We start from the raw sequence: 14,157 nt of genomic DNA on the forward strand, positions 1-14,157 counted from the left end.
ATTCGCAACAGAGCGACATCTCCTCGCAATCCTGGGGGACCGACGACGATGACTGCACACAAGCACCTGACCTTCCTGCCGATCGCCGCAGTCTTGCTGCCCACGCCGGCAATGGCGGCAGCCGTCCCTCTGCCCAGCGATCTCTCGGTCGGCGCGATGTTCGTGCAGGCCGACTGGCTGGTGAAGCTGGTGATGATCGGCCTCGCCCTCGCCTCGCTCGCGACATGGACCATCTTCGTCGCCAAGCTCATCGAACTGCGCAAGGCCAACCGCAGCGAGGCGCAGGTCCACGAGCAGCTCTCGAGCCTGCGCTCGCTGCGCGACGCCGCGCTCGACGGCAACCTCGCCTTCACCCCGCTGGTGCGCGAGGCGCTCGCCGAGCTCAAGCTCTCCGCCGATGCGATCTCCGACCCCGAGGGCATCAAGGAGCGCATCGTCTCGCGCTTCCAGCGCCACGAGGCCCGCGTCGCACGCTCGATGACCCGCGGCGTCAACGTGCTGGCGACGATCGGCGCGGTCGCCCCCTTCGTCGGCCTGTTTGGTACCGTGTGGGGCATCATGAACAGCTTCATCGGCATCGCCGAAAAGCAGACCACCAATCTCGCGGTCGTCGCCCCGGGCATCGCCGAAGCGCTGCTCGCCACCGCCATCGGCCTTGTCGCCGCAATCCCCGCAGTGGTGATCTACAACCACTTCTCGCGCCAGATTGCCGCGCACCGTGCCATCGTCTCGGACAGCGCCGCCGCGATCCTGCGCCTCGTCTCGCGCGATCTCAGCCGCGGCCAGGCGGTCACTCTCGTCAAGGAAGGCTGAGGCGCGATGAGCATCCAGCTGTCCGACGGCACCGACGACCTGCCGGTCAACCACGACATCAACGTGACCCCGTTCATCGACGTCATGCTCGTGTTGCTGATCATCTTCATGGTTGCAGCCCCGCTCGCCACCGTCGACGTCAAGGTTGACCTGCCCGCCTCCACCGCTGCGCCCGCGCCCAAGCCCGAAACGCCCGTGTTCCTCTCGATCCAGGCCGACGGCGCACTGCTGGTCGGGGAGAAGCCTGTCGCACGCAGCGCTCTGGGCTCGGCGATCGAGCGCGCCACTGGCGGTGACCACGAGCAGCGCATCTTCCTGCGCGCCGACAAGAGCGTCACGTACGACACCATCATGCAGGCGATGAACGGCCTGCGAGATGCAGGCTACCTGCACGTCGCGCTGGTCGGCGCAGAGACCACAGGCGCGCAGTGATGCAGGCCGCCGCCCTCCCAGTCGCCGAGCACAGGCGCTGGCTGATCGCCGGAGGTACCGCGCTCGCCGGACACGCACTCGCGCTCGGCGCGGTCATGCTGTGGCACCGTTCGGGCGAACCGCCCGTCCCCGAGCCCGTCGTGCTGATCGATCTGCCTGCAGGCGCCTCGGCACCCGCGCCAAGCCAGGCCGACACCGATGCGCTCGATGCATCGCAGGCGCTTGCCGAGCCGGAGCCAGAGACTGTCCGCCCGCCGCTCGAGCCCGCCGTTGCGAGCGCACCCAGTCCGCTGGCGATGCGCCTGCCCACCACCCCCTCGCCCGAGGTAGCCGTCCCGCTCGCAGCGCCGCGCCCGAGCCCTGCCCGCACAGAGCCGCGTGCACCGGCCCAAGCCGCACCGGCAGCAGCAGCGCCGCCAGCCCCGCGCAGCGATCCGCGTGAGGCCACCGGCAGCGCCAAAAGCGGCAAGGGCCCCGGCGACAGCCCCAAGGCGAAGAAGGCCCAGGCTGATTATTACGCCATGATCGCCGCTCACCTGCAGCGCAAGAAATCCTATCCCAAGGAGGCCAAGAAGGCGCGGCAGGAGGGCGTGGTCACGGTGCGCTTCACCGTCGCGCGCGACGGCTCGATTTCCAATGCCTCGATCAAGCGTTCGAGCGGCCACGAGCTGCTCGACGGGGCGACGCTCGACCTGCTGCGCCGCGTGGCGCCGCTGCCGGCGATGCCCGACTCGATGGAGCGCGAGAGCGTCACGCTCGCGCTGCCCATCGACTATTCACTGCGGACCGACTGAGCGGCCGCGCCAACCCAACGAAAACCGAAGACAACTTCGCACCAGAACTGAGGGAATTTCCAAAGTGAAGACTTACAACGGGGGAATCCGCCGTCCGATCAGCCTGCGCGGCTCGCGCAAGGCCGTGGCTCTGGGCATGACGGCCGCTGCCGCCTTCGCGGCGCCGGCCTATGCCCAGCAGGACGCGACCGCGGACGAGGAGGAAGTCCAGCTCGACACGCTCCAGATCGAGGACAGCGCCGCCGACGTCAATCCCTACACCTCGCCCGGCGCGCCCTACAAGGCACGCGTCTCGGCTGACCCGCGCCGCGTCAAGCCGCTCGCCGAGACCCCGGCGACGATCACCGTGATCACCGAGACGCAGATGGAGGAAGCGGGCACCACCGACCTCAAGGAAGTGCTGCGGCTGCAGCCGGGCGTCACCATCGGCACCGGCGAGAACGGCAATGCCTTCGGCGATCGCTACATCATCCGCGGCGAGGAAGCGCGCAGCGACGTCTTCGTCGACGGCCTGCGCGATCCCGGCATGACCACGCGCGAGAGCTTCGCGGTCGATCAGGTCGAACTCACCAAGGGGCCGAGCGCCACCTTCGCCGGACGCGGCGCCACCGGCGGTGCGGTCAACGCGATCACCAAGCAGGCGAGCACCGACTACTCGTTCAACAAGCTCGACCTCGGCTTCGGCACCGACAACTTCTACCGATCGACGCTCGACAGCAACTGGGCGCTGAGCGAGAACGCCGCGATCCGCGCCAACCTGCTGTACGCCAAGCAGGACGTGCCTGACCGCGATCCCGCCTACCGTGAGCGCTGGGGCGCTGCGGTCTCGGGCTCGCTGCAGGTAAGCGATGCGGTGCGCGTCGTGCTCGACTACTACCACCTCACCGCCAAGGACCGTCCCGACCTCGGCGTCTACGTCGCCGCCAGCGACGAGAACGGCTACGGCCAGACCTTCGACGACCTGCCGACCTACGCGCAGGACGAGGATTTCCTCGAGAGCGACGTCGACACCGTGACAGGCCGCATCTTCATCGAGCCGATGGACGGCCTCAAGATCGTCAACTCGACCCGCTACGGCGAGAGCAACAATGGCTACATGGCGACCGGCGCGCGCGGCAGCTCGGACGGCAGCTCGGTCGGCCTGTCCACGCATCAGGGCTGGCAGGACGTCACTTACTTCGTCAACCAGCTCAACGTGATCGGCTCGTTCGACACCGGCTCGGTCAAGCACAACCTGATCGTGGGCAGCGAGTACTCGGACCACAAGGTCACCAACGGCGTCTATTCCTACGAAGTGGGCGGCGAGACCAACTGCGTGGTCAGCGGTCGCGGCGGCTCGCGCCCGGGCTACTGCATCATCGACGAGAACGGCCAGCAGATCGTCTCCAACGACGCGATCAGTTCGCTGCTCCAGCGCTCGGTCACCAAGGGAGGCTGGGACAGCATCTGGCAGGTTCGCACGCTCTCGCTCTACGCGATGGACACCATGGACCTGACCCCCTGGCTCTCGGTCAACGGCGGCGTTCGCCTCGATGCGATCGACTTCAGCCTCGAGACGAGCTCGGCCAGCTACACCCAGAGCAAGAGCATGTGGAACGGCCATGCCGGCGTCTCGCTCAAGCCGATGGAAGAGCTCATGGTCTACGCCACCTGGGCGACGGCCAAGAACATCAACGGCGGTGAATCCGACCTCGGCTCGAACTGCGGCTACGGCGGCTTCTGCGTCGACCCTGTCGATCCGACCGAGCCCGGCGATCCCGAGACCTCGACCAGCTTCGAGATCGGCCTCAAGTGGGACATGTTCGACGATCGCCTGCTGCTGACCGCCGCGGCCTTCCAGACCACCAAGAACGACGTCTTCGAGCTCGGCAGTTCCGACTATGATGTCGCCGGCCACATCAACACCGGCAAGACCCGCGTGAAGGGTATCGAGCTGGGCCTCGTGGGCAACATCACCGAACGGCTCTCGGCCCAGATCGGCGGATCGATCATGGATGCCGAAGTGCTGGAGAGCTACAATCCGGCCAACATCGGCCTGACGCTCGCCAACTTCGCCGACAAGCAGGTGACCGGCCAGATCCGCTACCAGGCGACCGAGGCCTTCGCCATCGGCGCAACCGGCACCTATAAGAGCGCGATGTACGCCGGCCAGCCCGACAGTGCGGCGAGCTACAACGCCGCCGTCGGACGCTATACCTTCCGCGTGCCCTCCTCGACCGTGTTCGACGCCTTCGCCGAGTACAAGTTCAACCAGAACTTCTCGATGCGGGTGAACGTACAGAACATCGGCGACGAGGACTACTACACCGCCGCCTATCGCTCGGGCGCCTTCCTCTACAAGGGGGACGAGCGTCGCGGGACGGTGACGCTGACCGGCCGCTTCTGATAGACGGCCAATGAAGAGACGAGCGGGGGTGGCCTTCGCCTCCCCCGCTCGTCCCTGTTTCAAACCAACCGGAACACCGCCATGCTCATCGTCATCGAGAACCTGCTGAGCGCCGACGAGGTCGCGCAGATCAACCGGCAGCTGGAACAGGCGAACTGGGTCGATGGTGCGCAAAGCGCGGGTTCGCGCTCTATCGCGGTCAAGCAGAACCTGCAGGTCGATCGTGACTGCGCAGTCGGCGCGCAGCTTTCCAACCTGATCCTGCGCCGCCTCGGCGAGACGCCCCAGTTCGTCTCGGCCTCGCTCGCCGAGAAGATCTGGCCACCGGTCTTCAACCGCTATGCCCATGGCGGGCACTACGGCACCCACGTCGATTCGGCGCTGATGCGCGACAATGCGCGCGGCCTGACGCTGCGCTCGGACCTGTCGGCAACGGTGTTCCTTACCGATCCCGAGAGCTACGAGGGCGGCGAACTGCTGATCGAGAACGAGTTCGGCGCGCAAGGCGTCAAGCTCGCCGCGGGCGACATGGTGCTCTACCCCTCGAGCAGCCTGCATCAGGTGACCCCGGTCACCGCCGGGGAGCGCACTTGCGCAATCCTGTGGCTGCAGAGCGCCGTCGCCGATGCCGCAGAGCGGGCGATGCTCTACGATCTCGACCAGTCGATCCAGGCGCTCTCGGTCGCGCGCGCCGCCGACGATCCCGACATCGACCGGCTGATCCACGTCTACCACAACCTTGTCCGGCGCTGGGCACAGGTCTGACAGCGATGGACCGCGCGCGCCTCACCTGGCTCCTTTCGCTGGCGCTCGCCATGCCCGGCGCGCTGATGATCGCCGATCTGGCGCAAGGCACGACCTGGGCGATGGACCTGCTCCACCCCAGCGGCGAGATGGCGGTGCGCCTCGTCATCCTCGCGATGCTGGCAGGCCCGGTCACCGAGATATTCGGGGCAAACCGGGTGACTCGCGCCTGGCTCTCGATCCGCCGCCAGCTCGGCCTCGCCGCCTTCGGCTATGCCCTGCTCCACCTTGCCTTCTACGCGCTCGACATGACCCCTGCAGGCATGCTTGGCGAACTGACCCTGCCCGGTATCTGGACCGGATGGCTCGCGCTCGCGCTGCTCGCCCCGCCCGCCGCGGTCAGCTTCGATCGCGCCGTGCGCCGGCTGGGCCGCCGCTGGCGCACCATCCAGCGGCTGGTCTATGCCGCCCTCGCGCTGGCCATGGTGCACTGGCTGCTCCTGGCATGGTCGCCGGCTTCGGCGCTCGTTCACATTGCCCCGCTTATACTCGCCTGGAGCGCGCGCGCATGGCGCCGCCACCAGATCAAGGCCCTTCGCCGCAAGTCATCAACCACAAGGACCGCTCCGTGACCCTTCCCAAGCTCTCGCCCCGCACGCTGCTTGCCGCCATGGCACTGTCGAGCGCTGTCATCGCCAGTCCGGCGCTGGCCGACGGTAATGTCGTGTGCCACGCCGGACCGCAGGACAAGTGGACCGACATCAACCAGCTCAAGAAGAAGGTCTGGATGGAAGGCTGGAAGCTGCTCAAGCTTCAGGTCGAGGGCGACTGCTACGAGGTCTACGCACGCAACAGTGCGGGACAGGTGCTCGAGGCGTTCTTCCATCCGGTCACGCTCGACAAGCTCGTCGTCTACCGCCGCGGCGCCGAGATCTACCGCCGCAAGGGCTTCACCGGACAGTAGAACCTTCGGCGCATCGGTGCCACTCGGGTAAATAAGCGGCAAGGACATGCGCGCCGCGCTTTTGGTTTGGCGCGCGGCCTGCTAGGCGCGGCGCCATGCTGACGATCCGCGACATTACCGTGCGCCTTGGTGGCCGCACGATCCTCGACCAGGCTGGCGCCACCATTCCCAAGGACGGCAAGGTCGGCCTCATCGGCCGCAACGGCGCCGGCAAGTCGACGCTGGTCAAGGCGATCATCGGTGAGCTCGAGCCCGACGGCGGCTCGGTCGACATGCCCAAGCGCGCGCGTCTGGGCTATATCGCGCAGGAGGCCCCGGCGGGCACCCGCACCGCGATCGAGGCGGTGCTCGACGCCGATGTCGAGCGCAAGGAGCTGCTCGCCGAAGCCGAGACCTGCACCGACCCGAACCGCCTTGGCGACGTGCACGAGCGCCTCATCGCCATCGACGCCTATACCGGCGATGCCCGCGCCGCGCGCATCCTCGTCGGCCTCGGCTTCGACGAGGAGATGCAGAACCGCCCGCTCGACAGCTTCTCGGGCGGCTGGAAGATGCGCGTCGCGCTCGCCGGGCTGCTCTTTTCCGAGCCCGACGTGCTGCTGCTCGACGAGCCCTCGAACCACCTCGACCTCGAGGCGACGCTGTGGCTGGAGAACTTCCTCCAGACATACCCGCGCACGCTCATCGTCATCAGCCACGAGCGCGACCTGCTCAACAATGTGGTCGACCACATCCTGCACCTGCAGAACGGCAAGCTGACGCTCTATCCGGGCACCTACGACAGCTTCGAGCGCATCCGCGCCGAACGCGCGGCGCAGGCCGCCGCCGCCAAGGCCAACCAGGACGCGCAGCGCAAGAAGCTCGCCGACTACGTCGCGCGCAACTCGGCCCGCGCCTCGACCGCCAAGCAGGCGCAGTCGCGCGCCAAGATGCTCGCCAAGATGCAGCCCATCGCCTCGATGGCCGAAGACCCCTCGATGAGCTTCGACTTCCCCAGCCCCGACGAATTGCGTCCGCCGCTGGTCACGCTCGATCTCGCCGCGGTGGGCTACGAGGCGGACAAGCCGATCCTCAGGCGTCTCAACCTGCGCATCGATCCCGAGGACCGCATCGCGCTGCTGGGCCGCAACGGCAACGGCAAGACCACGCTGGCGCGCCTGCTCGCCCGCCAGCTCGAGCCGATGGAAGGCTCGCTCGCCTTCTCGCCCAAGATCCGCATCGGCTATTTCACCCAGTACCAGGTCGAGGAACTGCCCTCAGGCTCGACCCCGCTCGAACTGATGACCCGCGCCATGACCGGCAAGCCGCCGCTTGCGGTGCGCGGGCAGCTGGGGCGCTTCGGCTTCTCGGGCCCGCGCGCCACTGCCGAGATCGGCACGCTCTCGGGCGGCGAGCGCGCGCGTCTGGCCCTCGCGCTGGTCACCCGCGACGCCCCGCACATGCTCATTCTCGACGAGCCGACCAACCACCTCGACGTCGACGCGCGCGAGGCGCTGGTGCAGGCGCTCAACGACTTCGCGGGCGCCGTGATCCTCGTCAGCCACGACCGTCACATGGTCGAGCTGGCCGCCGACCGGCTGGTGCTGGTCGATAGCGGAACGGCCAGCAACTACGACGGATCGATGGAGGACTACATCGACTTCGTGCTCGGCCGGAACCAGAAGAAGGCGGCCAAGCCCGCCGCCGAGCCGCAGGCTGCCCCGGTCAAGAAGGCCCCCGGCCTCTCGCGCGACGAGCTCAAGGCACTGCGCCGCCGCGTCACCGAGAACGAGACGCGCATGAAGCGCCTCCAGCTCCAGCTTGCGGCGCTCGACGCCGTGCTCGCCGATCCCGGTTCGGCGAAGGGCGACCTCGCCAAGCTCAACATCGGCGAGATCGGCACCCGCCACGCAGCCTTCAGCGAAGAGCTGGAAGAGGCCGAGATGGCCTGGCTCGAGGCGAGCGAGGAACTCGAGGCGGTGATGGGCGGCTGAGACCCGCTAGCGGGCAGACAGCCCGGACATCCACGAAAAAGGCCGGCATCGGGATAGCCCCGATGCCGGCCTTTTTCGTCAGGCGTGAGAGGCGCGAGGTCGCCCCCGCGCCGCCCGGTCAGCCCCAAATCAGCCGTTATGCGGCTTGGGGCTCGGACGGGCCGAATAGCCCTTGCCCTTCTTGGGATAGCCGCCCGACTTGGGACGCCCGCCCTCGGGACGGCCACCGCCATGGGGACGCCCGAAGGGCTTGCGATGACGCCCCTCGTAGCCCTTGTTACTGCGCGGCTCGTAGCCACCGCCGCCTTCGCCGCGATACTCGCCGCGCGGACGACGGTTGCGCACCTCGTCAGGAACCTCGTTGGCGACCTCGATGCGCGCACGCGCCTCGAATTCGTCGCTGTCGCTCTTGAGCGTGCGCTGCGCCGACTTCTCGAAACGCTCGGCCATAGTGCGCGGGATCTCGAAATAGGTCTCGCGGTCGGTGATGCGGATCTGGCCGATGGCATCGCTCGACACACCGCCACGGCGGCACAGCACCGGCAGGATCCAGCGCGGCTCGGCGTGGTCGTGACGACCGACGTCGAGACGGAACCAGACGTTGTCCTCGAAGCCCGCACGCTTGCCGCGCTGCGGGGGACGGCTCGTGGGATCGAGCAGTTCCTCGGGCTGCGGCTTGGCGAGGCGCTGGCTGCGCACGAACGCAGCGGCAAGGTCTTCGGCGCTCATCGTCTCGAGCAGCTTGCGGGCGATCACGCGATCTTCCTCGTCGACCTCGACGGGGGCGAGCAGTTGCTCGGTGATGCGCTCGCGGTCCATCTCGCGGATGACCTCGGGGGTCGGCGCGTCGATCCACTCGGCGGGGATCTGCGCCTGACGCAGCATGCCCTCGACGCGGCGGCGGCGCGGATAGGGCACGAGCAGGACCGCGGTGCCCTTCTTGCCCGCACGGCCGGTGCGGCCCGAACGGTGCTGGAGGGTTTCCGCATCGCGCGGGATCTCGACGTGGATGACGAGCGTGAGCGACGGCAGGTCGATGCCGCGCGCGGCGACGTCGGTGGCGACGCAGACGCGGGCGCGGCGATCACGCAGCGCCTGCAACGCGTTGTTGCGCTCGTTCTGGCTGTGCTCGCCCGAAAGCGCCACCGCCGAGAAGCCGCGCTCGGACAGCGTGGCGTGCAGGTGCTTGACGTTGTCGCGCGTGGCGCAGAACAGGATCGCGGTCTCCGCGTCGTGGTAGCGCAGCAGGTTGACCACCGCGTTCTCGACGTCGGACTGGGTGACCGTCACGACCTGATAGCTGATGTCGCCGTGGCCGCGCTTCTCGCCCATCGTGGTGATGCGCAAGGCATCGTCCTGATAGCGCTTGGCAAGGCTCTCGATCGCGCGCGGCATGGTTGCCGAGAACAGCAGCGTGCGGCGGTTCTGGCCGGTCGCGTCGAGCAGTTCCTCGAGGTCTTCGCGGAAACCCATGTCGAGCATCTCGTCGGCCTCGTCGAGAACCACGACCGAGAGTTCGGAGAGGTCGAGCTTGCCGCGCTCGAGGTGGTCGCGCAGACGGCCCGGTGTACCGACGACGATGTCGGCGCCGCGCTCGAGCTGCTTGCGCTCCTTGACGGGGTCCATGCCGCCCACGCAGGTCACCGTGCGCGCGCCGGTCTCGGCATAGAGCCATGCCAGCTCGCGGCTCACCTGCTGGGCGAGTTCGCGGGTCGGGGCGATGACCAGCGCCTGCGGGGTGTGGCTGCGCTGCAGCTCGCCGCCGGCAAGCAGTTCGTCGGCCATGGCGATACCGAAGGCGACGGTCTTGCCCGAGCCGGTCTGCGCCGAGACGAGCAGATCGCGCCCGCGCGCCTCGTCCTTCGAGACGGCGTCCTGCACGCTCGTCAGCCGTTCGTAGCCGTGCCCCTCGAGGGCCTTGGCGAGGGCCGGGGGAAGGCGATCAAAATTCACATGCATCAAAAGGGTCCTGCCGCTCGAAGCGGCCACTGTTATGTTGGGGTCCGGGGGACGCGGCTGCCCGCGTGTCGGACTGGCCAAAGGGGCCCCTTAGCGCAAAACCTGCGAGAATGCGCGCACGATTTTCACCCTCGACACAAAAACGCGCCGGATCGATGCCTGGCGGCCTCGAAACCCGGTAAAATTGCGGATGCGACCGAGGGTTTGCGGCGGCGAGAGGCCCGGGCAAACGCATGCTGCCCGGGCCTCTTGCTCAGATCACTTGACCGGAACGATGCGCAGCGCCGCGCCGCCGCCCGGTGCCAGCCACAGGTCCATGGCATCGCCCTTGCGCACCGTGCGCTTGTCGTAGGCGATGCGGTGGCGTGCCTCGGTCTCGTAGGTCGCGCCCTCACCGTCCTTCCAGATCGTGACCTCGTAAGCCTGTCCCGGCGAGAGGAAGTCGAACGTGACCGGCACCGTGCGCTCCGTACCGTCGTTGACCGCGCCCACGAACCAGTTCTCGCTCTTGCGGTCCTTGCGCGCCATGACCGCGAAGTCGCCCACCGCGCCTGCAATCAGATGGCTCTCCTGCCAGTCGGTCGGAACCGAGGTGATGAAGTCCATCTCGCGCGGATACTTGTCGAGCTCCTGGATGAAGTCCGAGGCCATCTGGATCGGCGAGTAGAGCGCGACGTAGAGCCCCAGCTGCTTGGCCAGCGTCGAGGCGAGCGGCACGTTCTCCGCACCCTTGAGACTGAGCAGGCCCGGCGTGAAGTCCATCGGCCCCGAGAGCATGCGCGTGTAGACGAGCGTGGGCTCGTGGTCGGGCCCGTTGGCGAAGGCACCCCAGGCGTTGTACTCCATGCCGCGCGCACCCTCGCGCGAGACCCAGTTGGGGTAAGTGCGGCGAAGGCCGGTATCCTTGACCGGCTCATGCGTGTTGACCGCGACATGGTGCGCGGCCGCGACCTTCACCACGTCGAGATAGTGGTTCACCATGCGCTGGCCGTCGTGCCATTCCATCCGGCGCGCACCGCGCGGTTCGCCCAGACGTTCGCTGTCAGCGATGATCCCGCCCGCATCGGCGACATAGCCGGTCTTCACGGTGCTGACGCCGAGCTTTTCGTAAAGCGCCATGGCGTCTTCGAGCTGCGCTTCGTAGTTGGCGATGTTGCCGCCGGTCTCGTGGTGGCCGATCAGGCGCACGCCCTTCTTGCGCGCGTAGTCGGTGACCGCCTTGATGTCGAAATCGGGTGTCGCCTGCGTGAAGCTGAAGTCGTCGCCGTGACCGAACCAGTTGCCGTTCCAGCCCTTGTCCCAGCCCTCAACCAGCACGCCGCCGAACTTGTGCGCGGCGGCATAGTCGATGTAGCGCTTGGTGCGCTGCGTGGTGGCGCCGTGGTCGGGGCCCTCGGCCCATGACCAGTCGCCGCGGATCATGCCCCACCAGATGCCGATGTAGCGCTGCGGCTCGAACCAGCTGACGTCGCCCAGCTTGTTGGGCTCGTTGAGGTTGAGTTCGAGATCGTTCTCGACGAGGCCCGCGGCATCGTCGGCGATGCGGATCGTGCGCCAGGGGGTCGCGAAGGGCAGCTCGCGCACGACGCGCGGCCCCTGCGATGAAGGCGCCAGCGTGGTGCGGAAACCGCGCCCTTCGGTGCGCTTGAGCCAGTAGCCTGCATAGTCGACCAGCGCCGCCTCGTGAAACGAGAGGTGCGTGCCGTCCGCCAGACGCATGGTAATCGGGGTATGCGCGGTCGAGACACCCTCGATCGGGGTCTCCTGATAGACCTGCTCATAGCGGTTCCACTCGCCCGCCGGGATCCACCAGGCCTTGCCCTCGGGCACGATCTGGAACTCGGTGATCTCGTCGGCGATCTTCATCGTCGAGAAGGCCGCCTGCTCGGGCACCTCGTAGCGCAAGCCGATGCCCTCGTCAAACAGGCGGAAGTGGACGTTCATCAGCCGCTTGCCGTCCTGATCGGACTGCTCGAAGCGCACCGTCACCTCGTTGTGGCGGTCGTGGACGAAGCGGCGCTCGCCCCAGGGCTGCTCCCAGGTCTCCTCGCCCTGCCCGCTCTCGCTGCCGACGATATGAAAGCCGCGCTGCATGTTGAGTCCGTCGGCGAGCTGGAAGCCCATGCGGCTCGGCGCGATCAGCAGCTTGCCCTTGCGGCTGAGCGACCAGACCGGGCGACTGTCGTTGTCGATGCCGACAGTGAGGACCAGCGAACCGTCGGGCGAGGTCGCACGAACCTGCTCGGCCTGCGCGGCTTCCTGCGCCATGACATTGGCGGGCAGCATGACGGGCGCGGCAGCACCGAGACCGGCAGCAAGCGCCAGCAGACGAAATGATTTCAAAGCAACTCTCCCATGGGTTTTTGGCCCGCGTGTTTCCGGCACGTGTGTGTTTGAAGCGCCCGTTCGGACAGGATCAGGCGCGCAGCCAGAGCGCGGCGAAGGGGCCGAGCTGGCCCGGCACACCGCCGTTGACAGTGGCGACGACTTCGCCCGCCTCTTCCAGATCGGCAGGCCAGTCCTGAGCGTTCGCACCGATGTTGAAGATACCGTAGACCGTCTCTCCCTCGCAGCGCCGCCGCAGCACCAGCACCTGCTCACCGACATGGACGAGCGCGCAGTCGCCCCGGCGCAATGCTGCACTGTCCTTGCGCAGCATGAGCAAGCGGCGGGTGAGGTTGAGCAGCGAACCCGCCTCGCCTTCCTGCCGGTCGACGGCTCGCGCGAGATTGACCGCGCTGTGCGGCAGCCATGGCTGCGCATTGGAAAAGCCACCCGGCACCAGCGCGCCCTCGGCGGCCAGTTCGCACCACGGCATCGGCGTGCGCACGCCGTCGCGCGAGAGCGTCAGCGGCCAGTTGGCGATGGCTTCGGGGTCTTGCAGCAATTCGAAGGGAACCTCGTCCTGCAGCAGGCCCAGCTCCTCGCCCTGATAGATGATCGGATTGCCGCGCAGCGCGAGGAACAGCATCATCTTGAGCCGCGCGAAGGCATCGGTGTCCTCGCTCGCGCACCAGCGCGAGAGCGCACGCGGGGCATCGTGGTTCTCGAAGGCCCAGCTCGGCCAGCCCGCGTCGGGCGCATCGCCCCAAGGCTCGAGCGCCTTCGCCACCAATGCAGGCGTCAGTTCGGGCGCATAGAGGAAATCGAACCCGTAGGCGCTGTCGAGACGTTCGCGCCCACGGGTATAGTCCTGCATCTCGCGGCGCGCCTCGCGCCCACCGACCTCGGCCAGCGAAAAGGTATCGGGATAGCTCGCGATCAGCGCCTGCAACCGCTCGATGAAGCGCACGACGTCGGGGTGCGACTGGTTGTAGCGCTGGAGCTGGAAGTCGAACGAGCGCGTGCGCAGCGAACCGTCGTCAGGCGCAGGCGGATTGTCGCGCAGTTCCGGGTCGTGCATCGTGAAGTTGAGCGCATCGATGCGGAAACCCGATACGCCGCGATCGAGCCAGAAGCGCGCGACGTCGAGCAGAGCATCCTGCACCTTGGGATTGTGCACGTTGAGCTGCGGCTGGCGATCGAGGAAGTTATGCAGGTAATACTGCCCGCGCCGCCCGTCCCAGCGCCACGACGGGCCGCCGAATACCGACTGCCAGTTGCTCGGCGGCGAACCTTCGGGCTTGGGATCGGCCCAGACATACCAGTCGGCGCGCGCATTTTCGCGGCTCGAGCGGCTCTCGACGAACCAGGGATGCAGGTCCGAGGTATGGGCATAGACCTGATCGACGATCAGCTTGAGGCCCAGCTCCTTCGCGCGGACCACGAGGGCGTCGAAATCCGCGAGGTTGCCGAAGATCGGATCGACGTCGCAATAGTCGGCGATGTCGTAGCCGAAGTCGGCCATCGGCGAGGTGTAGAAAGGCGAGATCCAGATCGCGTCGACGCCGAGCGCAGCCACGTGGCCGAGCCTTGCGGTGATGCCTGCAAGATCGCCGATGCCATCGCCGTTCGAATCCATGAAGCTGCGCGGGTAGATCTGGTAGATCGCCGCACCGCGCCACCACTCGTTGCCGGATGCTCCGGCGCCCTGCCCGCCCGCCACCGGGCGCTTGTCCTGCTGTGCCATCGTCATGAGGGAATACACCGTTT

The 14,157-nt window shown here is 67.5% G+C and carries 11 protein-coding genes; 8 read left to right on the forward strand and 3 right to left on the reverse strand.

The genetic code is table 11. The features are described from left to right. Nucleotides 1–48 precede the first annotated feature (48 nt). From exbB to I5E68_RS10660, 8 genes are all read left to right on the forward strand, one after another. The gene (exbB, locus tag I5E68_RS10625; RefSeq protein ID WP_228726923.1) at nt 49–813 is read left to right on the forward strand and encodes a tonB-system energizer ExbB; all 765 of its coding nucleotides are present in this window, start codon (nt 49–51) and stop codon (nt 811–813) included. A gap of 6 nt (nt 814–819) precedes the next feature. Next, complete coding sequence (exbD, locus tag I5E68_RS10630; RefSeq protein WP_197163605.1) at nt 820–1,245, forward strand: TonB system transport protein ExbD; 426 nt, start codon at nt 820–822, stop codon at nt 1,243–1,245. Further along, nucleotides 1,245–2,039: an energy transducer TonB gene (locus tag I5E68_RS10635; protein ID WP_197163607.1), complete on the forward strand. Its 795-nt coding sequence runs from the start codon at nt 1,245–1,247 to the stop codon at nt 2,037–2,039. The genes exbD and I5E68_RS10635 overlap by 1 nt, the downstream gene beginning before the upstream one ends. A 64-nt stretch (nt 2,040–2,103) precedes the next feature. Next, nucleotides 2,104–4,425, forward strand: coding sequence for a TonB-dependent receptor (locus I5E68_RS10640; RefSeq protein WP_197163610.1), 2,322 nt, complete (start codon nt 2,104–2,106; stop codon nt 4,423–4,425). Between the two features lie 81 nt (nt 4,426–4,506). Beyond that, nucleotides 4,507–5,190 (forward strand): Fe2+-dependent dioxygenase, encoded by a 684-nt coding sequence (locus I5E68_RS10645; protein WP_197163612.1) that lies wholly within the window; start codon nt 4,507–4,509, stop codon nt 5,188–5,190. Nucleotides 5,191–5,195: 5 nt separating this feature from the next. Then, nucleotides 5,196–5,801 carry a ferric reductase-like transmembrane domain-containing protein gene (locus tag I5E68_RS10650; RefSeq protein WP_197163614.1) on the forward strand — a complete coding sequence of 202 codons (606 nt, stop codon included), beginning with the start codon at nt 5,196–5,198 and terminating at the stop codon, nt 5,799–5,801. Further along, a complete protein-coding gene (locus I5E68_RS10655; RefSeq protein ID WP_197163616.1) occupies nt 5,798–6,133 on the forward strand; it encodes a PepSY domain-containing protein in 336 nt (111 codons plus the stop codon). The genes I5E68_RS10650 and I5E68_RS10655 overlap by 4 nt, the downstream gene beginning before the upstream one ends. A gap of 95 nt (nt 6,134–6,228) precedes the next feature. Then, nucleotides 6,229–8,106 carry an ABC-F family ATP-binding cassette domain-containing protein gene (locus I5E68_RS10660; protein WP_197163618.1) on the forward strand — a complete coding sequence of 626 codons (1,878 nt, stop codon included), beginning with the start codon at nt 6,229–6,231 and terminating at the stop codon, nt 8,104–8,106. A gap of 129 nt (nt 8,107–8,235) precedes the next feature. Here the strand turns inward: I5E68_RS10660 and I5E68_RS10665 are convergent, their stop codons facing one another. The 3 genes from I5E68_RS10665 to I5E68_RS10675 all read right to left on the reverse strand — a co-directional run bounded on the left by I5E68_RS10665 (nt 8,236) and on the right by I5E68_RS10675 (nt 14,140). After that, the gene (locus tag I5E68_RS10665; protein ID WP_197164745.1) at nt 8,236–10,059 is read right to left on the reverse strand and encodes a DEAD/DEAH box helicase; all 1,824 of its coding nucleotides are present in this window, start codon (nt 10,057–10,059) and stop codon (nt 8,236–8,238) included. A 264-nt stretch (nt 10,060–10,323) separates the two neighbouring features. After that, a complete protein-coding gene (locus tag I5E68_RS10670) occupies nt 10,324–12,351 on the reverse strand; it encodes a glycoside hydrolase family 97 protein (protein WP_197164747.1) in 2,028 nt (675 codons plus the stop codon). A 130-nt stretch (nt 12,352–12,481) separates the two neighbouring features. After that, nucleotides 12,482–14,140: an alpha-glucosidase gene (locus tag I5E68_RS10675; protein ID WP_370463735.1), complete on the reverse strand. Its 1,659-nt coding sequence runs from the start codon at nt 14,138–14,140 to the stop codon at nt 12,482–12,484. Nucleotides 14,141–14,157: the final 17 nt, after the last annotated feature.

It is taken from the genome of Novosphingobium aureum (genome assembly GCF_015865035.1).
GTDB classification, from domain to species: Bacteria; Pseudomonadota; Alphaproteobacteria; order Sphingomonadales; family Sphingomonadaceae; genus Novosphingobium; species Novosphingobium aureum.

Bases quoted from the DNA above. Each gene is read 5' to 3' on its own strand.
- exbB (WP_228726923.1), top strand. From the start codon at position 49: ATGACTGCACACAAGCACCTGACCTTCCTGCCGATCGCCGCAGTCTTG.
- exbD (WP_197163605.1), top strand. From the start codon at position 820: ATGAGCATCCAGCTGTCCGACGGCACCGACGACCTGCCGGTCAACCAC.
- I5E68_RS10635 (WP_197163607.1), top strand. From the start codon at position 1,245: ATGCAGGCCGCCGCCCTCCCAGTCGCCGAGCACAGGCGCTGGCTGATC.
- I5E68_RS10645 (WP_197163612.1), top strand. From the start codon at position 4,507: ATGCTCATCGTCATCGAGAACCTGCTGAGCGCCGACGAGGTCGCGCAG.
- I5E68_RS10650 (WP_197163614.1), top strand. From the start codon at position 5,196: ATGGACCGCGCGCGCCTCACCTGGCTCCTTTCGCTGGCGCTCGCCATG.
- I5E68_RS10660 (WP_197163618.1), top strand. From the start codon at position 6,229: ATGCTGACGATCCGCGACATTACCGTGCGCCTTGGTGGCCGCACGATC.
- I5E68_RS10670 (WP_197164747.1), bottom strand. From the start codon at position 12,351: ATGCTGCCCGCCAATGTCATGGCGCAGGAAGCCGCGCAGGCCGAGCAG.
- I5E68_RS10675 (WP_370463735.1), bottom strand. From the start codon at position 14,140: ATGACGATGGCACAGCAGGACAAGCGCCCGGTGGCGGGCGGGCAGGGC.